Raw genomic sequence first — 25,106 nt, 5'->3', positions numbered from 1 at the left:
CCGGGGCCCTTTTCTATGTCACCAGCCCCAGGGCCGCTCGCGGAACCACTGGGTGATCACATATTTGGTTCCCGCGCGCACCTTCATCGCATGGTGGATCGTCGACGGGTTCGGCGTGCCGTTGGCGCGTAGATTGTTCCAGGCGAGGATCTTGCCGGTCTCGGGCTCGACCATCTTGTCGATCGCCTTGAAGCGCGTGACGCCGCCTGCCTCCACATCGTTGAGATAGAGCATCACCGTCCAGGTGCGCTGCCCGGCGACGCTGCAATATTTCGCATAGTCGGCGCCCGAGGGCTCGAAATAATCAGTGTGCGCCTTGAACTCCTGGCCGACCTCGTAGCGCTGCCCCTGCATCGGCTCGGCATGCGCGGGGTCGAGCCCGGTCAGCGCGATGATCCGCCGCTTGAGCGCGATCACCAGCGGGTCGTCGGGATCGAGATCGCAGGTCTCGCTGGTGCGGAAGGCATAGTCGCCGTTCGAATCGGCGATCGTCGAGGGCCGGCGGCGTGCGTCGATCTGCGCGATCAGCTTTTCGCACATTTCCGGCGCGATGAACTTCTTGCCGATGAACATCGCGACCTTGGGGTTGGGCACGCGCTGGATCCCCGGCTGGGCGAGGATGTGCGCGATGATCGGCTCGGAGGGATGGCCGGGGCCGAGATTGGGCAAGTCGGCGAACGGAGCGGCGGAAAGCGTCTGCATCGCGCCGATTCTGCCAAATCCCGCGGCTTTTCGCCAGTATCGCGGCGCTTGCGCTGCTGTCGTAACAAAAGCGCAAGCAAGCCGTCACATTGCGCAGGCAGGCGAAGCGCGATGGCCGTCGACACCCAGCTCGAAGCCCAATCGCCGTCTCCGACGGGGCTCGACGCATTGGCGCTGCTCGACGTGCCCGCCCGGCTCGCCGCCGCGATCGAGCGCGCCGCCGATCGCCCGACGGGGCTGATCGCCATCGCCGGTCCCGGCGCGGCGGAGACCGCGACCGCGCTCCACCATCGCTATGCCATTCCGCTGGCGAGCGGCATCGGCGATCGCATTGCCGCCAGCCACGCCGTCGAAGCCGCCGATCGCGGGCTGGTGCTCGCCTGTTTCGACGACGGCGACGCGGTCGGCACGATCCTCGCGCTGCGCCGGCTGGCACCCGATCGCTTCGCGCTCGCCGCGGCGCTGCGGCTGGTGATCGCCCAGCGAATCGCGCCCGGGCTGTGCCGCGCCTGCCGGCGGCCGATCCAGGCCTTTGGCTCGACCGCGGCGCTGCTCGGGCTCGATCCCGGCGCGATTCTCTGGTCGGCGCCCGGCTGCGACGGCTGCAGCGGCAGCGGGCAGGGCGATGCGGTGCGGATCTTCGAGGGAGTCGAGATCGATCCGGCGATGCGGCGGCTGATCTACGACGGCGCCGATGCGCCGCTGCTCGCGCGCCATGCCTTTCTTTCCGCGCCGAATTTTGCCTCGGCGGCGCGTGCTTTGGCGCGCGACGGCGTCCTCGCGCCCGAACATGCCGTCGCGGCGTCACGCAATGATCTTGCGCTTCGCGAAAGCGCTCGCTAAGCGGCCATCCTCCACGGCGACCGTAGTTCAATTGGTTAGAGCGCCGGCTTGTGATGCCGGAAGTTGCGGGTTCAAGTCCCGTCGGTCGCCCCATTCTCCCACGACCGCTCGCGCCGGACGACGGGCGGCATCGCCGCAGGAATCTGACGCGTGATAACGGACTGGGGCTTTCCCGATTTCGACGACCATGAGGGCGTCCATCTCTTCAGCGACCGCGAATCGGGGCTGAGCGCGATCATCGCGATCCATTCGAGCAAGCTCGGTCCGGCTGCCGGCGGCGTGCGCTTCTGGCACTATGCCGATCACCGCGCCGCGATCACCGACGCGCTGCGCCTCTCGCGCGGGATGAGCTACAAGAACGCGATGGCCAATCTGCCGCTCGGCGGCGGCAAGGGCGTCATCCTCGCCAACCAGCCCGGCGCCACCGTCACCACCGCGCAGCTCGAGGCGTTCGGCCGCGCAGTCGAATCGCTCGGCGGCCGCTACGTCACCGCCGAGGATGTCGGCATGTCCGAGGAGCGGATGAAGGTCGTCGCGACCCAGACGCGCCACGTCTCGGGCCTCCCCGTCGCCGAAGGCGGGGCGGGCGGCGATCCCGGCCCGATCACCGCGCGCGGCGTCTATCTGGGCGTCAAGGCGGCGGCGAAGCGCGGGCTCGGCGTCGATTCGATGGCGGGCGTCCGCGTCGCGGTCCAGGGCGTCGGCTCGGTCGGCGGCGGACTCGCCCGGCTGCTGGCGAAGGACGGCGCGAAGCTGGTCCTCGCCGACGTCAACGCCGAACGCGCGAAGGCGCTCGCGGCGGAGCTCGGCGCCGAAGCGGTCGACGCGGCCGACATCCTGACGCGCGACACCGATCTGTTCAGCCCGAACGCGCTCGGCGCGATCCTCACCGAGGCGTCGATCCCGGCGATCAAGGCCAGGGTCGTCGCCGGTGGCGCGAACAACCAGCTGGCGACCCGCGCCGATGGCGCGCGGCTCCACGACCGCGGCATCCTCTACGCCCCCGATTACGTGATCAACGCCGGCGGGATCATCAATGTCGGGCTCGAATATCTCGGCCAGGGCAACATGGCCGAGGTCCAGGGCCGGGTCGACAAGATCCCCGAGCGGCTGATCGAGGTGTGGGACGAAAGCGACCGCACCGGCGATCCCGAGAGCGAAGTCGCCGATCGCATCGCCCAGCGGCTGATCGGGCGGGGCTGATTCACCCGGGGACCTTCCCCTGAATTCCGACCGTCACCCCGGCCTTGTGCCGGGGGCCACGATGCGGCGCGGGAAGTCGCAGGAGGGGAGAGGACATCGCCTGGCGAGCGGTGGACCCCGGCACGAGGCCGGGGTGACGAAGGTTTTTGAACCTCGGTCGTCGCCTCGGCGAAAGCCGAGGTCTCGCGCCGCTGGCGCGAGGCGTGGGGCAGGCGGTCCCGGTTTCCGCTAGCGCGAAAAAAATTGCCCTCCCATGTCACATCCGCGGGCGCTGTCTCGTCATGTCTCCGTGAACCAAGGAGACCGACCATGACTGCACGCCTCGACCCCTTCGCCGCCGCGCCCGCCGAGATGAAGGCGTGGCTCGATATGTCGCTCAAGATCGCGCCGGCGCTCGAGCACAGCCTGCTCGAGCTGATCAAGATCCGCGCCTCGCAGATCAACGGCTGCGCCAATTGCCTCAACATGCACACCGCCGATGCGCGCAAGGCCGGCGAGACCGAGCAGCGCATCTATTTGCTCGGCGCCTGGCACGAGGCGCCGGTGTTCTCGGCGCGCGAGCGCGCGGCGTTGGCATGGACCGACGCGCTGACTCTGGTATCGAGCGCACGGGCGCCGCAGGCCGTGTACGATGCGCTCGCGGCCGAGTTCACCGCGGAGGAGCAGGTGCAGCTGACGCTGATGATCAACGCGATCAACGGGTGGAACCGCATCGCGGTGGGCTTCGACCTGTTCTACGACGCGCGCCCCGCGCACACGCAGCAGGCCGCGTGAGCGACGACGCCGCCACTTCGTTCGATCCGCTGCGTCCGCGGCTGACCCGCATCGCCTATCGCATGCTGGGTTCGGTCGCGGACGCCGAGGACGTGGTGCAGGACGCGTTCCTGCGCTGGATGGCGGCCGATCGCGCCGCGATCCGCGAGCCCGAGGCGTTCCTGCGCCGGGTGGTGACCCGCCTGTGCCTCGACCAGCTGAAATCGGCGCGGGCGCGGCGCGAGACCTATGTCGGGCCATGGCTGCCCGAGCCGGTGGTCGAGGAAACGGAGGAGGCCGACGATGTCACCCTGCCGCTGATGCTCGCGCTCGAACGGCTGACTCCGCTCGAGCGCGCGGCGTTCCTGCTCCACGACGTGTTCGGGCTACCGTTCGAGGAGATCGCCGAGACGATCGGGCGCGACACGGCGGCGGCGCGCCAGCTCGCCAGCCGGGCGCGGACGCATGTCCGCGGCGCGAGGACGCGCTCGACGGTGCCGAAGGAGAAGGGGCAGGAAATCGCCGCCGCCTTCTTCGCCGCCTCGCGGAGCGGCGACATGGGTGCGCTGCGTTCGCTGCTCGCCGCCGACGTGTCTCTCTATTCGGACGGCGGCGGCAAGGTCCATGCCGGGCTCAAGCCGATCCACGGCGTCGACGACATGCTCAAGCTGCACAGCTCGCTCGCGCGCTTCTTCGCGAAGGAGATGTCGCAGGTCGTGCGCTTCGCGACGATCAACGGTCTGCCCGGCTTCGTCACCATCGAGCCCGGCGGCGTGCTCCAGACCACCGCGCTGGCGATCGGCGCCAACGGCATCGAGGCGATCTACATCATGCGCAACCCCGACAAGCTCGAGCATCTCGGCGCGCTGCACTAGGGGTCAGGGCCCGGGTTTGGCCCTGAGCCGGTCGAGCAACTCGCGCAGAAAGGCCTGCGTGGTACCCGAATTCTCGGCGATGTTGCGGCGCCGGCGCGCGGCCCGGCGCTCTTCCAGCAGCGGGTGCGGCGGGATCGACTGGCGGAGGTGACCCATGGTGAAAGCCGGCAGCGTCCGGTCGACGATCAGCCATTCCTGCTGCACCAGCCACGCATGAATGGCGTCGCGCAAACCGTCACCCTGCCGCTCGAGTGCGTAGAAACGCTCATCGAAGCCGCGGAACAGGTCCGTGGCCGCTGCTTCATCCTCTTCGTACAGTTCGTAGATCCGTTCCTCATTCTCGATCGAGAACCGGATGAAATCCGCGAGGATGCCCTCATAGTCCGGGCGCCCCAGCCGCTGCAGCGCCCGCAGCGCCTGCGACCATTCGGAAACGTCGCCGTCGGTGTTGCCGCCATATTGCGCGTGTCCGCCGTTCAGCACTTCGCCGTGATATTTCCACAGATGGGTGAAATCCTCGGCGCCTTCGGGAAGCTCGTCGGGCTCGTAACCGAACTCGTCGATGGCGGCGCTGACGAAATAGTCCGCCCACAGGCAGATCTCATCGGCTTCGTGCGCGGCGGACGCGCCGGGGGAGAGCCTGATCTCGGTGATGCGGTCGCGCGGCATTCGTCCCCCCTTTTCCCGCACCCTATTGGCAAGCCGGCGCGAACGCCACTTGCCGATGAAACGGGGAGGGCGCCGACCGGTGGCGCTATTGCGGCCCCACCGGGCGGAGCTGCTCGGCGGCGTCGAGCTGGGCGCAGACAAGCCCGGCATGGACGCGCTGCAGCTGCGCGCGGACCTGCTCGATCGTCGCGAGCAGCTCGACGAGATCGAGCGACATCGCGGTGATCGCGGCGGCTTCGCGGGGATCCGGCCTTTCGATCATCGGGACGCTCCTTGCTCGGGACCGGATACAACGCGCGGCGTCCGCCCGGGATGCACGGCACGCCCGGAATAGCCGTCTCAGCTCCGCTTGTCCTTGCGCGCCTGATGCCGTTTGTTCTGTTGCGAGACGCTGCCGATCTGGCTGCCGGGCAGGATCCGCCGGGTCCGCCGGCTCGGCAGCGGACGCAGCCCCTCGTCGGCGGTCTTCTGCTCGGGGCGTTCGGGGAATTGCTGCGCGCGCCGCAACTCGAGCGCGTGGCGCGCCGCTTCGCCGTGCGCGGTCTTCGCCTCGAACACCTCGTGCCGGCGAATCTCGCGGTTGAGGCGCTTGATTGCCGAGGCGAAGGCCTGTTTGCGCTGATAGGGGCGGGCGATCGTTCCCGGGAAGCGCTTGCCGCGCGGCTCGGCCTTGCCTGAGGATTCGCGCTGCTTCTGCCGGGCGAACCCTTTTTCCTTGTCCCGCAGGTCCCGGAGCAGGCCGCGGCGATCCTCGAGCGTGCCGCGGTCGAGTTCGCTGATATAGGGGTGGTGCGTCGAGCGCAGCAGCTCGCGCTCCTCGAAATCGAGCAGGCTCATCTCGGATTTGTACGATACGGCCATCGCGGCACTCCTTCCCGAAAAGCGCGGGAGTAGAATTTCAGTGCGGAAGCGCTGTTTTCTACGGCAGTCACTGTACACGATCCCGTAAATCAAGTCGATCGACTGCAAATTCACTACGTACTGATTAAGTTTATTAAACCGATCGGCCGAAGGTTCACTTATTCATGTTGCGAGACAACTTGAATTTGCTTAAGAGCCTTGCGGGGCGGGAGGTGCATTCGTTTGACGGAGGCGCCGGGGCATGAGGTTCGATACGAAGGGGCTCGAGGCCCGTCTGGTTCGCCTGTCGCTGCCCGGCCTCATCTGGGGCACCTTCTTCTTCGCCGCCTCGCTGACGCCCAGCATGATCCCGCGCCATTTCGTGCTGCAGGGGGCGCTTTCCGGCTTCTCGTTCGCGCTCGGCTATGGGCTCGGGCTGCTGCTCGAGCGTCTCTGGGCCTATGTCCAGCTGCCGCGACCCGGCGCGGCCTTCGTCCGGCGGGCGACGCTGGTCACTGCGGCGGTCTGCTGCGTCGTCGCCGTCATCTTCCTGTGGCTGGCGACGGGCTGGCAGAATTCGGTGCGCGCGGCGCTGCAGCTGCCGCTGGAGGCGAGCGCCAGCCCGCTCTTCGTCGGTATCGTCGCGGCGATCACTTTCTGGCTGCTGCGCGCGCTCGCGCGGCTGATCGGGCTGAGCTTCCGGATCATTTCGCGGCGGCTCAAGCAGCACATGCCCGAGCGGGCGGCCAATTTTCTCGGCGTGCTGCTCGCGGCGCTGCTCTGCCTGTCGGTGCTCGACGGGCTGATCTTCCGGCTCGCCCTGTCGATCGCCGACAGCTCGTATCGCGAGTTCGATGCGCTGATCGAGACCGACGTCGCGCGGCCGATCGATCCGCTGCGCACCGGCAGCGCGGCCTCGCTGCTCGACTGGCAGCACCTCGGACGGGCGGGGCGCGAGTTCATCGACGCGGGGCCGAATCGCGAGAGCATCGCCGCGCTGGCGGGTGGCGAAGCACGCCAGCCGATCCGGGTCTATGCGGGGCTCAATTCGGCGGCGACGCCGCGCGCCCGCGCCGCGCTCGCGCTCGCCGAGCTGAAGCGGGTCGGCGCGTTCGATCGGCCGGTGCTGGTGATCATCATGCCCACCGGCACGGGCTGGGTCGATCCGGCGGGGATCGACACGCTCGAATATATGCACCGGGGCAATGTCGCGAGCGTGGCGGTGCAATATTCCTATCTGTCGAGCTGGCTGTCGCTGCTGATCGAGCCCGAGAACGGCAGCGAGACGGCGCACGCGCTGTTCGACACCGTCTACGGCTATTGGACGACGCTGCCGCACGATTCGCGGCCGAAGCTCTATTTGTCCGGACTGAGCCTCGGCGCGCTCGGTTCGCAGCGCTCGGCAGACATGTTCAAGGTGATCGGCGATCCGTTCAACGGCGCGGTGTGGAGCGGGACGCCGTTTCGCAGCACGATGTGGCGCACGCTCACCGCGGGGCGGCAACCGGGCTCGCCGGCGTGGCTGCCGATGTCGGGCGACGGTTCGACCGTCCGCTTCACCAACCAGCAGAATCATCTCGCCATTCCCGGCGCCAAATGGGGGCCGATGCGGATCGTGATGCTGCAATATGCCAGCGACCCGATCACCTTTTTCGAGCCGAGCATGTTCTGGCGACGGCCCGAATGGCTCGATCCGCGCGGGCCCGACGTCTCGCCCGCGCTGCGCTGGATCCCGATCGTCAGCGCGCTGCAGATGGGAGTCGACATCACGCTGTCGGGCATGGTGCCGCCCGGGCGCGGGCACGTCTTCGCCGCAGCCCATTATATCGATGCGTGGAAGGAAGTGACCCAGCCGCCCGGCTGGAGCGACGCGGACACCGCGCGGCTCAAGGCGGCGATGGCGGGGCGCTGAGGCCAGACACCAAGCCCGTCATCCCGGAAGCCAATTTTCTCCAAATCTCTGATTTGGTCGGAAAATTGAGCTGTCCGGGATCCACCGTGACGCAGTTGCTGTTGGAGCGGTGGCTCCCGGACAGTAGGGCTTTCCGACGGAAAACCTTACCGTCCGGGATGACGGCTTGGCTAATCGAGCCCAGCCCCCGGGCCCCCGTCAGAGCCCGCGCGTATCGGGACGGAAGCGGTCGTGGCGGGGCAGGGCATCGCCGGCTTCGGCCCAGCCGATACGGCTCGCGTAGAAGATGTGGAATCCCGGCACCACCGCGTCGGGCGTATCGAGCGTGGCGATGCTGAAATCGACCGTTTCGGGCTGGTGGTCGACCTGCATCAGGAACGGCGTGCCGCAGCGCGTGCAGAAGCGGCGATGGCCGAAGTCGCTCGACGCGACGCTCCCGACCAGGTGCTCACCCAGTGTGAAGACGAAGTCGCCGATCGGCACGGTGGCGAACGCCATCGCCGGGCTTCCCGAGTTCAGCTGGCAGGTACGGCAATGGCACCAGCCGGCGTCATAGGGCGCCGATCGCAGCCGATAGCGCACCGCGCCGCACATGCAGCCACCTTCCATGCTCGCCTCCTCTCGATCCGCAGCACCGGCCGGGCACGACGGCCCGGCCAGCCTTAGCGTCTAGTCGCGCCAATAGTCATGGCGCCCGGCGCCGTCGAAACCGACCCGAGCGCAGGCAACAATTTTTGAAAGCTCTTTCCGGAGCCGCAGGGGCAGGGATCCTTGCGGCCCAGCTTCTCGATGAGTTCGACGTCGCCGTGCACGAAGCGCAGTCCACGCTTCACATGCGTTTCAGAGGGGTAACCCCTGCGGCGCTTACTGGTGATCTCGAAAGCAGGGGAGATCATCGCGGGTCTGGCGTGCCATATCGGCCTCCTGTCGTTGGCCGCCGGAGGCGGCGGCACGCCGTGCCTGGCTTCGTCCCCCGCGGAACGCAAGCCCGATCAGCTCCGATAATCGGCGTTGATCGAGATATAGCCATGGGTGAGATCGCAGGTCCACACGGTGGCGCGGCCGTCGCCAAGACCGAGATCGACGCCGATCGCGATTTCGCGGCCCTTGAGATGCGCGGCGACCGGCGCCTCGTCATAGCCCGAGACCGCGAGGCCGTTCCGCGCCACCTGCGTCGCGCCGAAGCGGATCGCGAGCCTGTCGCGCTCGGCGGGTTCGCCCGCCTTGCCGACCGCCATCACCACCCGGCCCCAATTGGCGTCCTCGCCGGCGATCGCCGTCTTCACCAGCGGTGAGTTGGCGATCGACATCGCGATGCGGTGCGCGCTGCGGTCGCTCTCGGCGCCCTCGACGGTGATCTCGATCAGCTTCTGCGCGCCTTCGCCGTCGCGGACGACGAGCAACGCCAGCTGATGGCAGAGATCGGCGAGCGCGGCGCGGAAGGCATCGGCGCCGGCATCGTCGTCGCCGGTCAGCGGGGCGTTGCCCGCGGTGCCGGTGGCGAAGGCGAGGATGGTGTCGCTGGTCGAGGTGTCGCCGTCGACGGTGATGCACGAGAAGCTGGTGCGGTTGGCCTCGGCGAGCGCGGCCTGGAGGAATTCGGGTTCGGCGGCGGCGTCGGTGAAGACGAAGCCGAGCATCGTCGCCATGTCGGGCGCGATCATCCCCGAGCCCTTGATGATCCCGACGAGGTTGACCGTGCGCCCGTCGACCACGGCGCGGGTCACCGCTGCCTTGGCGAAGGTGTCGGTGGTCATGATCGTCTCGGCGGCGGCTTCCCAGCTGCACGGCTCGGCGGCGAAGGCCGCGGCGAGGCCGGCCTCGCTCTTGTCGATCGGCAGCGGCACGCCGATCACCCCGGTCGAGGCGAGGAAGACGTCGGAGGGATCGCAGCCGAGATGCCGCGCGGTCTTGGCCGCGAGATTCTCCACTGCGGCGCGGCCGCGATCGCCGGTGAAGGCGTTCGAATTGCCGGCATTCACCACCAGCGCGCGGGCGCGGCCGAGCCCCAGCGCCTTGCGGCACCATTCGACTTCGGGCGAGGGGCAGCGGCTCTGGGTGAGCACGCCGGCCACCGCCGTGCCCGGATCGAGCGTGACGAAGGTGAGGTCGCAGCGATCCCACGTCTTGTAGCGCGCGCGGGCGATGCGCGGCGTCACGCCGGCGATCGCGGGGAGTTCGGGAAAGGGCAGCGCGAGCGGGGAGCGTTCGGTGGACATGGAGCAGCCTGCTGATAGGGTGCGGCTGCTTCGGGCAAGCGGGGGGAAAGATCAATGATTTTGCTGCCCTTCTGGATTGCGATCCAGGATGCAGAGATCGGCGCGGCCGCGCGCCCCGTGAGCGTGCCGACGCAATGGGTAACGAGCGACGACTATCCTCCGATCGCGCTGCGCTACAATCAGGAAGGCACAGTGGCCATTGCGTTGACACTGGATCCGTCGGGCGCGCCGACCGCCTGCGACATCCGGGCGACTTCCGGCTATGTCGAACTCGACAACCAGACCTGTTCCCTGCTGATGCAGCGCGCACGCTTCGCTCCGGCATTGGACCGCGCCGGGGAGCCGACAAAGTCGACCTGGACGAGCCGTATCCGTTGGCAGCTCTCCAAGGTCCCGATGCTTCTCGAGCAGGGCGCGGTGTCGGTCCGCGTGGTGGTGAACGGTGACGGGAAGGTGGAAGCGTGCCACGTGATTGGGAAGGGGAACCTTGCAAAGGGCGACGACCTTCTTTGCGAGGGAAGTCGCGATGCGCAGATAGCACCGGCGTTCGCCTGGGCACTTTCATTGGCAAAGAATGGCACCGCGATAACGCTGATCTCGTCCTATGGCATGGATCTGGACGAGGCGGCGGTAGCGCCCATGGAAGCCGAGGCAACTGACACGCATCGACACGCGCTTGCCGTAGCCCTTTTCGAGGTGGATGCCGGCGGTCGCGTGCTCCGATGCGTCGAGACCGTTCGTGCCGGCAGTATCGGACTGCCGAGGAACATGTGTGCCCGTCTTCCCGAGCAATTTGCGACGACGACTGCGCACAAGGTGCGGGTCTGGGCGAAAACCTTGACGGGGGAACCAAGACCAGAAGACCGACCGTGAGCCCGCCGCCGCTAACCACGCTTTGGATTGGACGAACGGCACGCGGCACACTATGTCGCAGCCTTCTGCCCTGAGAGAGCCGATTTGAACCTGCTGCTTCTCCTCACTGCGCTGCTCGCGAGCCTGACCGGAACCGGTACGGGCGATCGCGGCGTGCGCGGGGTGCAGGATGTCGCGGTGGTCCGCGCCGCCGAGGTGGTGCAGGCCGCGAGCCAGCAGGCGCGTGCGGCGCGGCCGGTGCATCCGGTTGCCGACGGCACGACGGCGATCGGCCAGCATTGGGCGGTTGCGGAGGCCAAAGTGCTTCCCGCCGTGGAGCAGCGCTTCGAGCGCCGGCTCGAATAAGCGCGCGCGGTCCGCTTGAGGGACCGCTCTTCTCCGAACTTCGTTTGATGCGGGTGCGGCCATGCGTGCTGCGTCCGCCCGACCACCATATAGATACGGGAAATCTCCATGCTCGGCGGCCTTGCCAAGACCATTTTCGGCTCCTCGAACGAACGCTACGTCAAGTCGCTCGGGTCGATCGTCCAGAAGATCAACGCGTTCGAGCCGACCATCTCGGCGATGGACGACGCGACCCTCGCCAATCAGACGATCCTCTTCCGCGAACGGCTGGCGAACGGCGAGAAGCTCGACAGCATCCTGCCCGAAGCCTTCGCTACCGTCCGCGAGGCGGCCAAGCGCACGCTCGGCCAGCGCCATTACGATGTCCAGATGATCGGCGGCATCGTGCTCCATCGCGGCGAGATCGCCGAGATGCGCACCGGCGAAGGCAAGACGCTGGTCGCGACGCTCGCGACCTATCTCAACGCGCTGCCGGGCGAGGGCGTCCATGTCGTCACCGTCAACGACTATCTCGCCAAGCGCGACGCCGAATGGATGGCGCAGGTCTATGGCTTCCTCGGCCTCACCACCGGGGTGATCATCCCCAACCTGACCGACGAGCAGCGCCGCGCCGCCTATGCCTCGGACATCACCTACGGCACCAACAACGAGTTCGGCTTCGATTATCTGCGCGACAACATGAAGTACGACCGCGCCTCGATGACGCAGCGGCCGTTCAACTTCGCGATCGTCGACGAAGTGGATTCGATCCTGATCGACGAGGCGCGCACGCCGCTCATCATCTCGGGCCCGACCGACGACCGCTCCGAGCTCTATATGGGCGTCGACGCGGTGGTGAAGCAGCTCGTGCCGATCGATTACGAGAAGGACGAGAAGCAGCGCACCGTCGTGCTCACCGAGGACGGCACCGAGAAGATCGAGCGTATGCTCGAGGCCGCGGGGCTGCTCCAGGGCGCCAATCTCTATGATTTCGAGAACACCCAGGTGGTCCACCATCTGAACCAGGCGCTGCGCGCGAACGTGATGTTCAAGCGCGACATCGACTACATCGTCAAGGACGGCAAGGTCATCATCATCGACGAGTTCACCGGTCGCATGATGGACGGCCGGCGCTGGTCGGACGGCCTGCACCAGGCGGTCGAGGCCAAGGAAGCCGTCCAGATCGAACCCGAGAACCAGACGCTCGCCTCGATCACCTTCCAGAACTATTTCCGCATGTACCCCAAGCTCTCGGGGATGACCGGCACCGCCGCGACCGAGGCGCCCGAATTCTTCGACATCTACAAGATGAACGTCGTCACCATCCCGACCAACCTGCCGATCAGCCGGGTCGACGAGGAGGACGAGTTCTACAAGACCACCGAGGAAAAATTCGGGGCGATCGCCAAGAAGATCAAGGCGCATTCGGCCAAGGGCCAGCCGGTCCTCGTCGGCACCGTCTCGATCGAGAAGAGCGAGCTGCTCAGCGAGTTCCTCAACAAGGAAGGCGTCGAGCATTCGGTGCTCAACGCGCGCCATCACGAGCTCGAGGCGGGCATCGTCGCGCAGGCGGGCCGGCTCGGCGCGGTGACGATCGCCACCAACATGGCCGGCCGCGGCACCGACATCCAGCTCGGCGGCAACCTCGAATTCCGCGTCCATGACGAGCTTGGCGAGATGGAGGAAGGCCCGCAGCGCGACGCCGCGGTCGAGCAGATCAAGGCGGAGATCGCCGCCGAGAAGGACCGCGTGAAGCAGGCCGGCGGGCTGTTCGTGCTCGGCACCGAGCGCCACGAGAGCCGCCGCATCGACAACCAGCTACGCGGCCGCTCGGGCCGTCAGGGCGATCCGGGCCTCAGCCGCTTCTATCTCAGCCTCGATGACGATCTGCTGCGCATCTTCGGCTCGAACACGCTGTTCGCGCGGATGATGCGCTCGAACATCGAGGACGGCGAGGCGATCGGCTCGAAATGGCTGACCAAGGCGATCGAGACCGCGCAGAAGAAGGTCGAGGCGCGCAATTACGACATCCGCAAGCAGGTCGTCGAATATGACGACGTGATGAACGACCAGCGCAAGGTCATCTACGAGCAGCGCGCCGACATCATGGACGCCGACACCGTCGGCGAAGTCGTCGAGGATATGCGCCACGAGACGGTCAACGGCATCGTCGGCGATGCCTGCCCGGTCGGCAGCTATCCCGAGCAGTGGGACGTGGCCGGGCTCAAGGAAAAGCTCGCCACGACGCTCGCGGTCGAGGCGCCGGTCGACCAGTGGATCGCCGAGAGCGAAGGCATCGAGCCCGAGCAGGTCGAGGAGCGCATTCGTGAACTCGCCGATGCGGTGGTCACCACCAAGTCCGACGAGCTCGATCCCGAGACCTGGACCCAGATCGAGAAGTCGATCCTGCTCCAGAATCTCGATCATCACTGGAAGGAGCATCTCGCGATGCTCGATGCGCTGCGCCAGGTCGTGCATCTCCGTGCCTATGCGCAGAAGACCCCGATCAACGAGTATAAGCACGAGGCGTTCGCGATGTTCGAGCGGATGCTGGGCAACATTCGCGAGGATGTGACGCGCACGCTCGCCTTCGCGCAGTTCCGCATGGCGCCGCCGCCGGATCTGCCCGAGCTGCCCGACTTCCTGACCACGCACATCGATCCGCTGACGGGCATGGACAATAGCGGCGACTATGATGCCGGCGCGGCGGGGTTGGTGTTCAACCAGCTGCCGCAGATGGGCATCCCGCAGCCTTCGGGCGAGGATCTCGGCACCGATCCGGCGCAGTGGGAAGGGCTGGTCAGCCGCAACGCGCCGTGCCCCTGCGGTTCGGGCCGCAAGTACAAGCACTGCCACGGCGCGCTGACCGGCTAGCCACAAAAAATCCTCCCTCGCGAAGCGGGGGAGGGGGACCACGAAGTGGTGGAGGGGGCCTCTCCCCAAGCGACATTGCTTGGGGAGAGGCCCCCTCCGTCATGCTGCGCATGCACTTCCCGCGCTGCGCGAGAGAGGATCAAGGCAAAAATTCCTCCCCGAGCTCGCCTCGGGGAGGGGGACCATCGCGAAGCGATGGTGGAGCGGCCGCCATCGCAGACGGCGGTGTTCCACCGCCGCCCCTCCACCACGCCCTGCGGGCGCGGTCCCCCTCCCCGAGCAAGCTCGGGGAGGATTTATGCAATCACCGAACCTCGGGCATCCGGATCGACGGGCCGAGGCGATCGAGCACCTCGCGCGCGTCGAAGGCGCGGACGTTGCTCGTCGGCTTGGGGCCGCGGCCGGTGACGATTTCGGCGGTCGCCTCATATTGGCGGACGGTCCGATAGTCCCAGTCGCGGTCGCGCCAGAAGGGGTCGTCCCAGAACGGATCGTACGAGCGCCAGCCCCAGCGCGGGCCGCGATAGAAGCGCCACGACGGGCTCCAATAGCCCCACGGCCCCGGCCCGTAAAAGGCGCCCGGCGAGCGATAGGTCTCGGTGCGCGTCTCGGTGTCGCGGGTGACGAGGATGAAGTGATCGTCGCCGTGCTGCACGGTGAGTTCGGCCGCCCGATACAGCAGATAGCGCTCGACGGTCTCGCGCGCGGTGAGGCTGTTGCCCGCGAAGCTGACGCGGAAACGGTTGCTCTCGATCTGCTCGTCCCAGAAGCCGAGCCGTGACGAATTGGTGGCGGGCTGATAGGGGGTCGCGGTCATGCAGCCCGCGAGCGTGGTGCTTCCCGCCAGCGCTGCCGCCAGCGCGAGCAAGCGCGACCGCTTTGTTATGCTTTTTAGCATGGTTCCTCCGGTAGTTATGGCGAGGGGCGGAGATGCCGATCGTCAGTCGAACGCGCACGGGGGATGAAGGCTCCCGTGCGAAGACGCGGTGAATCGTGCACCCGTGGCGATTGACGGAGGCTGAACATGGTCAGCCGAGCCGCTCGGGCACTTCCATGGCCTCCTCGGCGAGCTTCTCGCGCGGCGCCATCGCTTCCCACGGGAAGATGAACCAGTCCTTGTCCCGGCTCCGGTCGATGATGCGCGCGCGATAATCGACGCGCTGCGCCGAGAGCGCATTGTCGATCAGCACGGCGAAGCGGATGTTCGTGTCGATCGCTCCCTCGGCGGCGAGCGCGGCGCGGATCTCGCCGATCGTCTTGCCGCTGTCGTTGATGTCCTCGACGAACAGCAGCTGCTCGCCGGCGCGGGTGCGCTCGGCGAGGACGGCGATCAGCGCGGCGCCGAACGGCGCGATCCGGGTCGAATGATCGATCGAGACGAGCGGCAGGTTCATGCGGTGCGACAGATACACGCCCGGCGCGAGCCCGCCGCGGCCGACGCCGACCAGCAGGGCAGGGCGCCAGCCTTCGGCTTCCATCGCCGCGGCGAGCGCATGAATCCCGGCCACCATCTCGTCATGCGTGTAGGACGTAAACACGATCGCGTTCACGCATCGGCCTCCACATAGGCGTCGAGCTTCGCGAGGTGGCCGGCGACTTCGTCGTCGGACAGGAACGAGCCGAGGAAGCTGTTGCGCGCGAGCGTGACGAGGTCGTCGCGGTCGAGTTCGCGGCCCTTGGCGATCGCGCGGTAATTGTCGCCGACATAGCCGCCGAAATAGGCGGGGTCGTCCGAATTGACCGTGGCGCGCAGCCCGAGGCGCAGCATCCGGTCGATCGGGTGGACGTCGATCGAGGCGACGTTGCATAGCTTGACGTTGGAGAGCGGGCAGACGGTGAGCGTCATCCCCGAGCGCGCGAGCCGCGCGACCAGCGCGGGATCCTCGAGGCTCCGATTGCCGTGATCGAGCCGGTCGACCCCGAGCAAGTCGAGCGCCTCATGGACATAGTCGGGCGGCCCCTCCTCGCCGGCATGCGCGACACGCTTGAGCCCCATCGCCGCCGCGGCGGCGAAGACGCGCGCGAATTTCGACGGCGGATGGCCGAGCTCGGACGAATCGAGCCCGACGCCGGCGATCTGGTCGAGCCAGGGCTGGGCCTGTTCGAGCGTGCGAAAGGCGTCGGCTTCGTCGAGATGGCGCAGGAAGCAGAGGATCAGCTTCGCGGTGAGGCCGTGGCGCTTCTCGGCCTCGGCCATCCCGGCGAGCAGCCCGTTGGCGACCACGCCGAAGGGCACGCCGCGATGCGTGTGGGTCTGCGGATCGAAGAAGATCTCGGCATGGACGACGCCGTCGGCGGCGGCGCGATCGAAATAGGCGAGCGCGAGGTCGCGGAAATCCTCCTCGGTGCGCAGCACGTCGGCGCCGGCATAATAGATGTCGAGAAAGTCCTGCAGGTTCGAGAAATCATAGGCGGCGCGGACTTCGTCGACGCTCGCGAAGGGGATGGTGACGCCGTTGCGCCGGGCGAACTCGAACATCTGCTCGGGCTCGAGGCTGCCCTCGATATGGAGATGGAGCTCGGCCTTGGGCAGGCCGGTGATGAAGGCGTCGAGGTCGGTCATCGCCCGAGCATCGCAGGGGCCGGGGAGCGGCGCAAGCCGGAGCGCGGGGCGGGGGCGATGCGTTGGTGCGCCATGCCTTCGAGCGTGATCCGCGGATGGGACTATGACGAAGCCGGCCATGCGCTCGACATCCTGTTCGTCAGCGGCAAGCGCTATCGCTATCACGACGTCCCCGAACGCGTCGCCGCGGGGATGCGCAAGGCGCTCTCCAAGGGCAGCTATTTCAACCGCCGCATCCGCGATCACTTCGCGTTCACCCAGTTGTAGAGAGGGCTTCGGGCGGACCAAAAAAGCCCCTCCCCTTCAGGGGAGGGGTTGGGGTGGGGCATGTCCGCGCGCGAAATCCAGTAAGGAGCGGATTCGGAACGGGCCCCATTCGTCATCCCGGCCTTCCGGGGTCCACCGTGCGGCAGCTGACTTGTTCTCTCTTCCAGCTTTCCGGCCGCGGCTCAGGGGATCCCGGCACCTGGCCGGGATGACGAAGAAAAGAGCTCGGCCACATCCTTGCAATGCAGGATTTCGCCTGCTTGGCTCGCCGCCGGTCCGGCGCCGTCCGGCCGCGCTCTTTGACGCCGTCGATTTTCCTACCGGTCCGCGCAACCACATTTCCTACCCGCGCAACGCGCGAGTCGTTTGATCGCGACTCTTGCGACTCTAGGCCGGTCAAACCCTACAAAATGCCCGCGCCGGCGTCCTACAGCACAAGCCGGGGCGGCTAGTCCCCGATCAGGTGCAGTGCGATCTCGCGGCGATGCGGGCGGCGGCGGTGCTCGAACAGGTAGATGCCCTGCCACGTGCCGAGCGCGAGCTTGCCGGCGATCAGCGGGATCGAGAGCTGGATGCCGGTGAGCGTCGCGCGGAGGTGCGCGGGCATGTCGTCGGGGCCCTCGTCGTCATGCGCATAGGCGTCGCTCTCGGGCGCGAGCCGCGCCAGCCATGCCTCGAGGTCGCTGCGGACCTCGGGGGCGGCATTCTCCTGGATCAGCAGCGAGGCCGAGGTGTGGCGGCAGAAGAGGGTGAGCAGGCCCTGTTCGATGTGCTGCCCGGCGGTCCAGCGACTCACCGCGCGCGTGATCTCGATCAGTCCCTGGCCGTGCGTGTCGAAGCCGAGGATGTGCGTGGCTTGTCGCATCGTCTGAAGTGGCTCCCTGAGTAGGATTCGAACCTACGGCCGCTCGATTAACAGTCGAGAGCTCTACCGCTGAGCTATCAGGGAATAGCGACTTCCCGGGCTCCATGCCTCGCCGCCGGCGCGAGTCCGGCGGCTGGCTCCCTGAGTAGGATTCGAACCTACGGCCGCTCGATTAACAGTCGAGAGCTCTACCGCTGAGCTATCAGGGAACAAGCCGAGGGCGCGTCTATAGCTCGGGATTTTTCAGATGCAAGCGAGTCAGCGGGTCACGCGATGAATTGTTCCATCGTTATGCGATCGTCGAGCGCATGCTCGGGATCGAACAGCAACGTGAGGTCGCGCATATGGTCGATCGCGACATGGACCTCGGCAACCTCGCGGATCTCGCGCTGGTCGGCGACGGCGCTGACCGGGCGCTTGCTCGCCTCGAGCACGCGGATGCCGATGCGGGTCTTTTCGGGCAGAATCGCGCCGCGCCAGCGCCGCGGGCGGAAGGGGCTGATCGGGGTGAGCGCGAGCAAAGCCGAGCCGAGCGGCAGGATCGGGCCGTTGGCGGAGAGGTTGTACGCAGTCGATCCCGCCGGCGTCGCGACGAGCATGCCGTCGGCGACCAGTTCCTCGAGCACGACGCGATCGTTGACCGTGACTTCGAGCTTGGCGGTCTGGCGCGTCTCGCGGAGCAGCGAGACTTCGTTGATCGCGGGAAGCACGCAATGCTCGCCGTCGACGGTGGTCGCGGTCATGCTGAGCGGCGAGACGCGGAACGGCTTGGCGCGGGTGAGGCGCTCCTCGAGGCCGTCGAGCCGCCAGTCGTTCATCAGGAAGCCGATCGTGCCGAGGTTCATCCCGAACACGGGCAGGAGGCGGCGGCGCTCGAGCATCGCGTGGAGCGTCTGGAGCATGAAGCCGTCGCCGCCCAGCGCGACGACCTGATCGGCCTGATTGAGCGGCACCCAGTCATAGGCGCGGCGCAGCTCCTCGGCGGCGATCTGCGCGGGTGGAGTCGGCGATGCGACGAGCGCGCGTGCGGTCATCCGCCGGTGACGCTCATGTGCCGCGCCACCGCCGGCGCGGCGCCGGCTTCGATGCGGAAATCATGCGCCTCGGGCTTGCGGGCCAGCGCCTCGCCGATCCGGGCATCGACCTCGGCGAGTCCGCCGCCGCGGATCGCCGCCCGCAGATCGACCGAATCGTCATGGCCGAGGCACATGTGCAACTTGCCGTCGGTGGAGAGACGGACGCGATTGCAGGTCGCGCAGAAATTGCCGGTCAGCGGCGAGATCAGCCCGAGCCGGGTGTCGCTCCCCGCCAGCCGCCAATAGCGCGCGGGGCCGCCGCTGCGGTGTCCGTCGGGCGCGAGATCGAAGCGGTCGCGCAGATCGGCGAGCACCCGCGGCAGCGGCAGGAAGCGATCGGCGCGGTCCTCGTCGATCTGCCCGAGCGGCATCGTCTCGATGAGCGTGAGGTCGTGCCCCTCGTCGGCGGCCCAGGCGAGCATCGGCGCGATCTCGTCCTCGTTGAGGCCTTTGAGCGCGACCATGTTGATCTTGATCCGGAGACCCGCCGCCTTCGCCGCGGCGATGCCGTCCAGCACCTGCGTCACGTCGCCATGGCGCGTGATGTAGCGGAAGCGCTCGGGATCGCGGCTGTCGAGGCTGACGTTGATCCGCCGCATCCCCGCCGCGAACAATTCCTCGGCATGCCCGGCAAGGCGCGTGCCGTTGGTGGTGAGGGTGAGCTCGTCGAGCCCGGCGCCGACCTGCCGGCCGAGCCGCCAGGCGAGCTCGACCATGTCGCGGCGGACGAGCGGCTCGCCCCCGGTCAGGCGGATCTTGCGCACCCCGCGCGCGATGAAGCGCTCGGCGATCAGCGCGATCTCCTCGAGGCTGAGCAGCTCGGCGCGGGGGAGGAAGGTCATCGCCTCGGCCATGCAATAGCGGCAGCGCAGATCGCAGCGATCGGTGACCGAGATGCGCAAATAGCTGATCGCCCGGCCGTGCCGGTCCACCAGTTTATCGGCGCTGTCGACGGAAACGCTGGCCATGATGCGCGGCGTAAGGCCTTGTGCGCGCCCAAACAACCCTCCGGATGGCGGTGGGCGAAGCTTCCCGCTATCGATAGGGCAATGGAAGACAATTTCACGATCGCCGACGCCAATGCCGCTGCCGACACGCCGGTGTTCGTATTGTCCTTCCGTCAGCGCGACGAAGTCGCCGCCGCGGCGGCGGGCGGGGGATGGCGGGTGGTCGCGGCGCGGCGTCCCGACGGGCTCGAGCAGCGCTTTCTCGCCAGCGGGGCCAGCGTCGCGGTGATCGACGCGCGCGGCGCGATGACCGACGGGCTCGATGCCACCAAGGCGCTGGGCCCCGCGGTCGAGGCGCATGGTGGCGCGATGCTGATCCTCGTCTCGCAGAGCGACACGGTGCACATGCGCCATTTCTACGATGCCGGGGCGACGCATTTTCTCGGCAGCCCGATGTCGTCGGCGGCGATGGCGCACGCGATCCGTTTCGCCCAGCTCCATGTCGATCGGCTAGCCGCGGCGCGCGGGCATGGCGGCGGCGCCGCCGAGCCGCTCGGCTGGCGCATCGATCCTGCCGATCGCACGCTCCAGCTGACCCCGGGGCTCGCCAATCTGCTCGGCCTTAGCGAAGCGCCGGGAATGCGCGCGGTGATGCGGCGGCTCGATCCCGAGGATCGCGGCCTCGTCAAGACCGCGCTGCGGCGGCTCGACAAGCGGCAGGGATCGACCGCGTTCGCGCACGATCTGAGCGGGGTCGGTCGGGTGGTCCAGCATCTCCAGTTCGATACGAACACCGGCGCGCTGCACGGGCTGATCGAGGCGCTGGGGATCGCGCCCGACGCCAGCGTCGCGGTGCGCGACGCGCTCACCGGCGCGCGCGACGCAACCAGCGCGCGGCGCTGGATCGATCGCGGGCTTGCCGAGGGCAAGGCAGTGGGCGCGATCCTGATCGGGCTCAGCCGCTTCGAGACGGTCAACACCGCCTATGGCCGCGCCGCCGGCGACGAGCTGCTGCGCGGCGTCTCGCGGCGGACGGCCGATGTCGCGCGGCAGGTGCTGGGGCGCGAGGCGATCGTGGCGCGGATCGCCGGGTCGGAATTTCTCGTCGCCAGCCACGATGCCGACGGCACGCACCTCGCCGAAGCCGAGGCGCGGCTCGAAGAGGCGCTCAGCCGGCCGTTCGTCGCCGGGGGCGAGATCGCGCATCTCGGCGCTCGCATGGCGAGCATGACCAGTGTGCCGGGCGATTCGGCGACCAGCCTGCTGCGCCGGGCGAGCGAGGCGCTGCTCGGCGACGCGGTGCCCGCCGAACCCAATGCCCCGCCGATCGAGGAACTGACCAACGATCTCCACCGTGCGCTCGAGCGCGGCGAGATCGGCGTGCGTTTCCAGCCGCAGGTCGCGATCGCATCGGGGCAGATCGTCGGCGTGGAGGCGCTGGCGCGCTGGCACCACCCGCAGCTCGGCGAGATCGGCGCGGAGACGCTGTTCCTCGCCGCGCAGCGCGCCGGGCTCGAGACGCAGCTCAGCGATCATGTCCAGCGCCGCGCGCTGACCGGGGCGGCGCAATGGCCGTCGAAGCTCGGCCGGCTGCGGCTGTCGATCAACGTCACCGCGAGCGATGTCGCGCGCGCCGGCTTCGCCGACAGCCTGCTCGGCCGGATCGACGCGAGCGGATTTCCACGCGCGCGGCTGACGATCGAGATCACCGAGAGCGGGATCATGGCCGATCTGACGGAGGCGGCGCGGCTGCTCGCGCAATTGCGCGCGGCGGGCTGCCGGGTGGCGATCGACGATTTCGGTACGGGCTATTCGAGCCTCGCCTATCTGAAGGCGCTGCCGCTCGACTATCTCAAGATCGACAAGCGGCTCAGCCACGACATCACCGGCGCGCACCGCGACCGGGTGGTGGTGCGCGGGGTGATCGACATGGCGCGCTCGCTCGGGCTGGCGGTGGTCGCCGAGGGCGTCGAGACCGAAGCGCAGCTCGATCTGCTCGCCAAGGAAGGCTGCCAATATTTCCAGGGCTATCTCTGCGCCGAGCCGCTCGACGTGCCGGCGCTGGCCAATCTCGTGCAGGGATAAAGGCGCGGACCGTCAGTCGGCGGGCTGGCGGAGCATCTCGACGATCGCGCGCACCGCCGCGGCCCGTGCTTCGGGCGGGCTTCGCGCGAGGCGTTCCTCGAAGGCCGAGGCCTCGTCGCCCAGCGCGGCCTCGCCGAACATCCCCGCCGAGCCGGCGAGCTTGTGGAGCAATTCGCCGAGCTCCACGGCGTCGTCATCGCTGACCGTGTCTGCAGCGGCGAGGCGCTCGGCGCACACCGCCACTTCTTCCTTGCGCGCATCATAGCGCGCGCGGAGCGCAGGCGAGATCAGCGAGGGTTCGGCGGGCCGCGCGGGCGCGGTCGGCGCCGGCGCCTCGGGCTGCGCGGGTTCGATGCGCGTCCAGCGGCGGATCACCGTGGCGAGCTCGGCCAGCTGGATCGGTTTGGCGAGATGCGCCTGCATGCCCGCCGCGAGGCAGGCGGCGATGTCGTCGGCATAGGCATTTGCGGTGAGCGCGAGGATCGGCAGCGTCCGGTTGCTGAGCCCCGCCGCGCGGATCGCCCGCGTCGCCTCGAGCCCGTCCATCACCGGCATCTGCATGTCCATCAGGACGAGATCGAAGGCCTTGTCCGACCGCGACGCGGCGATCGCGGCGTGCAGCGCCTGGCTGCCGTCGGCGACCGTCACCGATTCGTGGCCGAGCCGGGCGAGCATCGCCTCCATCAGCTTCTGGTTCACGTCGTGATCCTCGGCGAGCAGGATCCGCAGCGGCCGTTCGGGCTGGTCGTCGCGCTGCTCCGCCGCAACGGCGTCCATATCCGACGCGTCCGCGAGCACCAGCGGGACGCGCAGCGTGAAGCTGGTGCCCGTGCCTTCCTCGCTCGCCAGATCGAGCGTGCCGCCCATCAACGTGGCGAGCTGGTTGCTGATCGAAAGCCCGAGGCCGGTGCCCCCGAAGCGGCGGGCGGTGGAGCCTTCGGCCTGGACGAACTGCTCGAAGATCGCCGATTGCCGATCCGCGGCGATGCCGATGCCGGTGTCGGCGACCGTGATCTCGATATTGGCGCGGCCATTGTGCCAGCCGCGTTTCGCCTCGAGCGATACGCTGCCGCGTTCGGTGAACTTGACCGCATTGCCGAGCAGGTTGAGCACGATCTGGCGCAGCCGCAGGCCGTCGATCACGACGAAGATCGGCAGCTCGGGCTCGACGTCGAAGCGCAGCCGCAACCCCTTTTGCGCGGCCGCGGGTTCGATCAGCTTGACGCAGTTGCGCAGCGCGTGGCGGAAATCGACGCGCTCGGGGGCGATCTGCATCTGCCCCGCCTCGATCTTCGAGATGTCGAGAATGTCGTTGAGCAGCCGCATCATCGCCTTGCCCGAATCGGCGATCAGCTGGGCGTAGCGCTGCTGCTGCTCGGTGAGGCCGCTGTTGAGCAAGAGATCGGCAAAGCCGAGCACGCCGTTCATCGGGGTGCGGATCTCGTGGCTCATATTGGCGAGGAAGCTCGATTTGGCGCTCGCCGCCGCCTCGGCGCGCGCGCGGGCGCCTTCGAGCTCGAACTCGAGACGCTTGCGCTTGGAGACGTCGCGCAGCGAGGCGATGACCTCGACCGGCGCGCCGGTGGCGTCGTCGCGAACAAGGCCGCAATTGGTCTCGATCCAGCAATCCGCGCCGCTCCGGCCGCGGCGAAGGATGCGATTGGCGACGATTCCCTGATCGATCCGGCCGGCGGTCAGCTCGGCGTAGAATTCGAGCACCTTCTGCCGATCGTCGGGGTGGACCTGCGTCGCGACATGCTTGCCGACCGCGATCTCGGGGGTGACGCCGACCACTTGCTCGGTCGAAGGCGAGGCGTAGGTGATGATCCCGTCGAGATCGATGCGGAACACCGCATCGGTGGCGTTCTCGGCGAGAAGCGCGAGCTGCGCCTCCGCGATCTCGCGCCGGGCAATGTCCTGTTCGAGCTGGCTGTTGGCGTCGCGCAGCGAGAGCATGCGCGCGCGCCGGTCGCGGAGGACGAGCAGCGCGAGCAGCAGGACGAGGAACGCGCTCAGCCCGAACGCGATCTGGACCGGCTGCTCATAGCCATTGGAATGGTCGAGCCGGGCCGCGAGAAGCCGCTGCTCCTCGCTCTCGATCTCTGTCACCGTGCGGAGCAACCGGGCGGTTTCCTCACGCGCGGCCGGGCTGTCGAGCGTGTCGATCGCTTCGGCGGTCCGGCCGGTGCCGCGCAGCCACATCGAGCGCGCCGACGCCGAGAGGCGCTGCTGCAGCATCGCCGAGAGCCGGGCGATGCGAATGCCCTGTTCGGGATTGTCGGTGGTCATCCGGCGCAGCGCGTCGAGTTCGCGCGAGAGAGCGCGGCGCAGGGCGTCCACCGCCGCGCGATCCTCGGCCTTGCCGGTGAGCAGATAATTGCGGCGGAAAAGCTCGCTGCGCAGATTCAGGATGCGAACGCGCGACAGCCGATCGGAGACCTCGAAGGTGTGGCGCACCCAGGTCTCGGCCTTCTGCTTCTCCGCGGCGAGCCACAGCCCGGAACCCGCGCAGACAATCAGCAATAGAAACACCGCCGCGATCATGAGCCGCGAGCGGGGCCGGGAGGCATCCGTCATCATCGAGTTCCCTGAAACTCTTTATTCTCTACTATAGAGCGAATTGGCGCCTTTTCGTTGCGGGATGCAACGCGTGACCGCGGCAAAGGTCCGCGTGCGACCGGGAACGATTCTGGAGCGTTATGATTTCGTGCCATGAGTGCGGCACGATAGAGGGGTCGGGATGGCGCGGATCATCATTGCGGACGATGACGAACTGGTGGGCGAAATGGCGCGCGATGCGCTGATCGCGGCCGGGCATGGCGCGGGGCTGGTGAGCAACGGCGCCGACGCGCTCCGCGTGATCAAGGCGCGGCGGCCCGATCTGGTGATCCTCGACTGCAACATGCCCGAGCTTTCCGGCGTGCTGCTCGTCCAGGAGCTGCGCAAATCGCCGGAGTTCGCGACGCTGCCGGTGATGATGCTCACCGGACGGCGCAGCGATCGCGACGAGGAGCTGGCGCGCTTCGCCGGCGCCAACGACTATATGAAGAAGCCGTTCGATCCCGACGAGCTGGTCTTCCGCGTCGAGGAACTGCTCGCGCGCAACTGAGCGCGGCACGCCAGGCATCGCAAGGACTTGCGACGCGCGCGGTGGCGGGCGGCCGCCGACATGCGTCCGGCTGCAAGTGCCAAATATTGCCATCATATCCCACATAG

General features: G+C 67.9%; 25 protein-coding genes and 3 tRNA genes. 12 read left to right on the top strand and 16 right to left on the bottom strand.

The genetic code is table 11. The features are described from left to right. Positions 1-18: 18 nt before the first annotated feature. Positions 19-702, bottom strand: coding sequence for a prolyl hydroxylase family protein (locus E5A74_RS02700; protein ID WP_135982569.1), 684 nt, complete (start codon positions 700-702; stop codon positions 19-21). A 111-nt stretch (positions 703-813) separates the two neighbouring features. Here E5A74_RS02700 and E5A74_RS02695 point away from each other — a divergent pair, with 111 nt between their 5' ends. The 5 genes from E5A74_RS02695 to E5A74_RS02675 all read left to right on the top strand — a co-directional run bounded on the left by E5A74_RS02695 (position 814) and on the right by E5A74_RS02675 (position 4,376). Next, entirely contained in the window at positions 814-1,545 is a 732-nt protein-coding gene (locus tag E5A74_RS02695; protein WP_135982567.1) for an ATPase, T2SS/T4P/T4SS family, read from the top strand. A 16-nt stretch (positions 1,546-1,561) separates the two neighbouring features. Then, positions 1,562-1,638 (top strand) — tRNA-His (locus E5A74_RS02690). 57 nt (positions 1,639-1,695) lie between these two features. After that, positions 1,696-2,748 (top strand): Leu/Phe/Val dehydrogenase, encoded by a 1,053-nt coding sequence (locus E5A74_RS02685; protein ID WP_135982565.1) that lies wholly within the window; start codon positions 1,696-1,698, stop codon positions 2,746-2,748. Between the two features lie 309 nt (positions 2,749-3,057). Then, positions 3,058-3,522, top strand: a complete 465-nt coding sequence (locus tag E5A74_RS21195; protein ID WP_135982563.1) for a carboxymuconolactone decarboxylase family protein — start codon at positions 3,058-3,060, stop codon at positions 3,520-3,522. Continuing rightward, positions 3,519-4,376 carry a sigma-70 family RNA polymerase sigma factor gene (locus tag E5A74_RS02675; protein WP_240699607.1) on the top strand — a complete coding sequence of 286 codons (858 nt, stop codon included), beginning with the start codon at positions 3,519-3,521 and terminating at the stop codon, positions 4,374-4,376. The genes E5A74_RS21195 and E5A74_RS02675 overlap by 4 nt, the downstream gene beginning before the upstream one ends. A gap of 3 nt (positions 4,377-4,379) precedes the next feature. On the opposite strand, the gene E5A74_RS02670 is transcribed toward E5A74_RS02675, so the two are convergent. The 3 genes from E5A74_RS02670 to E5A74_RS02665 form a co-directional block, all read right to left on the bottom strand. Beyond that, positions 4,380-5,045, bottom strand: coding sequence for a DMP19 family protein (locus E5A74_RS02670; protein WP_166745577.1), 666 nt, complete (start codon positions 5,043-5,045; stop codon positions 4,380-4,382). Positions 5,046-5,130: 85 nt separating this feature from the next. Continuing rightward, positions 5,131-5,307: a hypothetical protein gene (locus E5A74_RS20765; RefSeq protein WP_166745576.1), complete on the bottom strand. Its 177-nt coding sequence runs from the start codon at positions 5,305-5,307 to the stop codon at positions 5,131-5,133. A 77-nt stretch (positions 5,308-5,384) separates the two neighbouring features. After that, on the bottom strand, positions 5,385-5,906 hold the full coding sequence (locus E5A74_RS02665; RefSeq protein ID WP_135982557.1) for a hypothetical protein: 522 nt from the start codon (positions 5,904-5,906) through the stop codon (positions 5,385-5,387). Between the two features lie 241 nt (positions 5,907-6,147). Here E5A74_RS02665 and E5A74_RS02660 point away from each other — a divergent pair, with 241 nt between their 5' ends. Continuing rightward, the gene (locus E5A74_RS02660) at positions 6,148-7,797 is read left to right on the top strand and encodes an alpha/beta hydrolase (RefSeq protein ID WP_135982555.1); all 1,650 of its coding nucleotides are present in this window, start codon (positions 6,148-6,150) and stop codon (positions 7,795-7,797) included. A 198-nt stretch (positions 7,798-7,995) separates the two neighbouring features. On the opposite strand, the gene E5A74_RS02655 is transcribed toward E5A74_RS02660, so the two are convergent. The 3 genes from E5A74_RS02655 to argJ form a co-directional block, all read right to left on the bottom strand. Further along, on the bottom strand, positions 7,996-8,406 hold the full coding sequence (locus tag E5A74_RS02655) for a GFA family protein (protein WP_135982553.1): 411 nt from the start codon (positions 8,404-8,406) through the stop codon (positions 7,996-7,998). Between the two features lie 53 nt (positions 8,407-8,459). Further along, complete coding sequence (locus E5A74_RS21415) at positions 8,460-8,693, bottom strand: SEC-C metal-binding domain-containing protein (RefSeq protein ID WP_135982551.1); 234 nt, start codon at positions 8,691-8,693, stop codon at positions 8,460-8,462. 96 nt (positions 8,694-8,789) lie between these two features. Then, positions 8,790-10,016 (bottom strand): bifunctional glutamate N-acetyltransferase/amino-acid acetyltransferase ArgJ, encoded by a 1,227-nt coding sequence (argJ, locus tag E5A74_RS02645; protein ID WP_135982549.1) that lies wholly within the window; start codon positions 10,014-10,016, stop codon positions 8,790-8,792. 54 nt (positions 10,017-10,070) lie between these two features. Between argJ and E5A74_RS02640 the strand changes: the two genes are divergently transcribed. The 3 genes from E5A74_RS02640 (at position 10,071) to secA (ending at position 14,087) form a co-directional block, all read left to right on the top strand. Continuing rightward, on the top strand, positions 10,071-10,889 hold the full coding sequence (locus E5A74_RS02640) for an energy transducer TonB (RefSeq protein WP_135982547.1): 819 nt from the start codon (positions 10,071-10,073) through the stop codon (positions 10,887-10,889). An 84-nt stretch (positions 10,890-10,973) separates the two neighbouring features. Then, positions 10,974-11,234: a hypothetical protein gene (locus tag E5A74_RS02635; protein WP_135982545.1), complete on the top strand. Its 261-nt coding sequence runs from the start codon at positions 10,974-10,976 to the stop codon at positions 11,232-11,234. 108 nt (positions 11,235-11,342) lie between these two features. Then, a complete protein-coding gene (secA, locus tag E5A74_RS02630; RefSeq protein WP_135982543.1) occupies positions 11,343-14,087 on the top strand; it encodes a preprotein translocase subunit SecA in 2,745 nt (914 codons plus the stop codon). A 304-nt stretch (positions 14,088-14,391) separates the two neighbouring features. On the opposite strand, the gene E5A74_RS02625 is transcribed toward secA, so the two are convergent. From E5A74_RS02625 to E5A74_RS02615, 3 genes are all read right to left on the bottom strand, one after another. Then, complete coding sequence (locus E5A74_RS02625; protein WP_338111775.1) at positions 14,392-14,955, bottom strand: CC0125/CC1285 family lipoprotein; 564 nt, start codon at positions 14,953-14,955, stop codon at positions 14,392-14,394. A gap of 160 nt (positions 14,956-15,115) precedes the next feature. Next, positions 15,116-15,637 (bottom strand): phosphoribosyltransferase, encoded by a 522-nt coding sequence (locus E5A74_RS02620; RefSeq protein ID WP_240699606.1) that lies wholly within the window; start codon positions 15,635-15,637, stop codon positions 15,116-15,118. Beyond that, positions 15,634-16,650 (bottom strand): adenosine deaminase, encoded by a 1,017-nt coding sequence (locus tag E5A74_RS02615; RefSeq protein ID WP_135982539.1) that lies wholly within the window; start codon positions 16,648-16,650, stop codon positions 15,634-15,636. The genes E5A74_RS02620 and E5A74_RS02615 overlap by 4 nt, the downstream gene beginning before the upstream one ends. Before the next feature lie 57 nt (positions 16,651-16,707). Here E5A74_RS02615 and E5A74_RS02610 point away from each other — a divergent pair, with 57 nt between their 5' ends. After that, positions 16,708-16,917: a KTSC domain-containing protein gene (locus E5A74_RS02610; RefSeq protein WP_240699605.1), complete on the top strand. Its 210-nt coding sequence runs from the start codon at positions 16,708-16,710 to the stop codon at positions 16,915-16,917. A 448-nt stretch (positions 16,918-17,365) separates the two neighbouring features. Here E5A74_RS02610 and E5A74_RS02605 read toward each other — a convergent pair whose 3' ends face one another. From E5A74_RS02605 to moaA, 5 genes are all read right to left on the bottom strand, one after another. Next, a complete protein-coding gene (locus E5A74_RS02605) occupies positions 17,366-17,782 on the bottom strand; it encodes a secondary thiamine-phosphate synthase enzyme YjbQ (protein WP_135982535.1) in 417 nt (138 codons plus the stop codon). A gap of 9 nt (positions 17,783-17,791) precedes the next feature. Further along, a tRNA-Asn gene (locus tag E5A74_RS02600) sits at positions 17,792-17,866 on the bottom strand. Positions 17,867-17,916: 50 nt separating this feature from the next. Then, positions 17,917-17,991 (bottom strand) — tRNA-Asn (locus tag E5A74_RS02595). Between the two features lie 57 nt (positions 17,992-18,048). Next, positions 18,049-18,816, bottom strand: a complete 768-nt coding sequence (locus tag E5A74_RS02590) for an NAD kinase (RefSeq protein ID WP_135982533.1) — start codon at positions 18,814-18,816, stop codon at positions 18,049-18,051. Then, positions 18,813-19,826 (bottom strand): GTP 3',8-cyclase MoaA, encoded by a 1,014-nt coding sequence (gene moaA, locus E5A74_RS02585; protein ID WP_135982531.1) that lies wholly within the window; start codon positions 19,824-19,826, stop codon positions 18,813-18,815. Before moaA ends, E5A74_RS02590 begins: the two co-directional genes overlap by 4 nt. 81 nt (positions 19,827-19,907) lie before the next feature. Here moaA and E5A74_RS02580 point away from each other — a divergent pair, with 81 nt between their 5' ends. Beyond that, entirely contained in the window at positions 19,908-21,890 is a 1,983-nt protein-coding gene (locus E5A74_RS02580) for a putative bifunctional diguanylate cyclase/phosphodiesterase (RefSeq protein WP_135982529.1), read from the top strand. A 12-nt stretch (positions 21,891-21,902) separates the two neighbouring features. On the opposite strand, the gene E5A74_RS02575 is transcribed toward E5A74_RS02580, so the two are convergent. Beyond that, positions 21,903-24,467 carry an ATP-binding protein gene (locus tag E5A74_RS02575; RefSeq protein ID WP_166745575.1) on the bottom strand — a complete coding sequence of 855 codons (2,565 nt, stop codon included), beginning with the start codon at positions 24,465-24,467 and terminating at the stop codon, positions 21,903-21,905. Between the two features lie 163 nt (positions 24,468-24,630). Here E5A74_RS02575 and E5A74_RS02570 point away from each other — a divergent pair, with 163 nt between their 5' ends. After that, positions 24,631-24,999, top strand: coding sequence for a response regulator transcription factor (locus tag E5A74_RS02570; protein ID WP_135982525.1), 369 nt, complete (start codon positions 24,631-24,633; stop codon positions 24,997-24,999). The last annotated feature ends 107 nt before the right edge of the window (positions 25,000-25,106 follow it).

The sequence above is a fragment of the Sphingomonas naasensis genome (assembly GCF_004792695.1).
Taxonomy (GTDB): Bacteria; Pseudomonadota; Alphaproteobacteria; order Sphingomonadales; family Sphingomonadaceae; genus Sphingomonas; species Sphingomonas naasensis.
The sequence above is the reverse complement of the archived record's forward strand: the minus strand, read 5'-3'. Positions and strand labels throughout refer to the sequence as shown.

Coding starts and splice junctions, on each gene's coding strand:
- E5A74_RS02615 (WP_135982539.1), bottom strand. CDS start 16,650: ATGACCGACCTCGACGCCTTCATCACCGGCCTGCCCAAGGCCGAGCTC.
- moaA (WP_135982531.1), bottom strand. CDS start 19,826: ATGGCCAGCGTTTCCGTCGACAGCGCCGATAAACTGGTGGACCGGCAC.
- E5A74_RS21195 (WP_135982563.1), top strand. CDS start 3,058: ATGACTGCACGCCTCGACCCCTTCGCCGCCGCGCCCGCCGAGATGAAG.
- E5A74_RS02570 (WP_135982525.1), top strand. CDS start 24,631: ATGGCGCGGATCATCATTGCGGACGATGACGAACTGGTGGGCGAAATG.
- E5A74_RS02580 (WP_135982529.1), top strand. CDS start 19,908: ATGGAAGACAATTTCACGATCGCCGACGCCAATGCCGCTGCCGACACG.
- argJ (WP_135982549.1), bottom strand. CDS start 10,016: ATGTCCACCGAACGCTCCCCGCTCGCGCTGCCCTTTCCCGAACTCCCC.
- E5A74_RS20765 (WP_166745576.1), bottom strand. CDS start 5,307: ATGATCGAAAGGCCGGATCCCCGCGAAGCCGCCGCGATCACCGCGATG.
- E5A74_RS02590 (WP_135982533.1), bottom strand. CDS start 18,816: ATGACCGCACGCGCGCTCGTCGCATCGCCGACTCCACCCGCGCAGATC.
- E5A74_RS02670 (WP_166745577.1), bottom strand. CDS start 5,045: ATGCCGCGCGACCGCATCACCGAGATCAGGCTCTCCCCCGGCGCGTCC.
- E5A74_RS02605 (WP_135982535.1), bottom strand. CDS start 17,782: ATGCGACAAGCCACGCACATCCTCGGCTTCGACACGCACGGCCAGGGA.
- secA (WP_135982543.1), top strand. CDS start 11,343: ATGCTCGGCGGCCTTGCCAAGACCATTTTCGGCTCCTCGAACGAACGC.
- E5A74_RS02695 (WP_135982567.1), top strand. CDS start 814: ATGGCCGTCGACACCCAGCTCGAAGCCCAATCGCCGTCTCCGACGGGG.
- E5A74_RS02610 (WP_240699605.1), top strand. CDS start 16,708: ATGCGTTGGTGCGCCATGCCTTCGAGCGTGATCCGCGGATGGGACTAT.
- E5A74_RS02640 (WP_135982547.1), top strand. CDS start 10,071: ATGATTTTGCTGCCCTTCTGGATTGCGATCCAGGATGCAGAGATCGGC.
- E5A74_RS21415 (WP_135982551.1), bottom strand. CDS start 8,693: ATGATCTCCCCTGCTTTCGAGATCACCAGTAAGCGCCGCAGGGGTTAC.
- E5A74_RS02655 (WP_135982553.1), bottom strand. CDS start 8,406: ATGGAAGGTGGCTGCATGTGCGGCGCGGTGCGCTATCGGCTGCGATCG.
- E5A74_RS02660 (WP_135982555.1), top strand. CDS start 6,148: ATGAGGTTCGATACGAAGGGGCTCGAGGCCCGTCTGGTTCGCCTGTCG.
- E5A74_RS02665 (WP_135982557.1), bottom strand. CDS start 5,906: ATGGCCGTATCGTACAAATCCGAGATGAGCCTGCTCGATTTCGAGGAG.
- E5A74_RS02700 (WP_135982569.1), bottom strand. CDS start 702: ATGCAGACGCTTTCCGCCGCTCCGTTCGCCGACTTGCCCAATCTCGGC.
- E5A74_RS02575 (WP_166745575.1), bottom strand. CDS start 24,467: ATGACGGATGCCTCCCGGCCCCGCTCGCGGCTCATGATCGCGGCGGTG.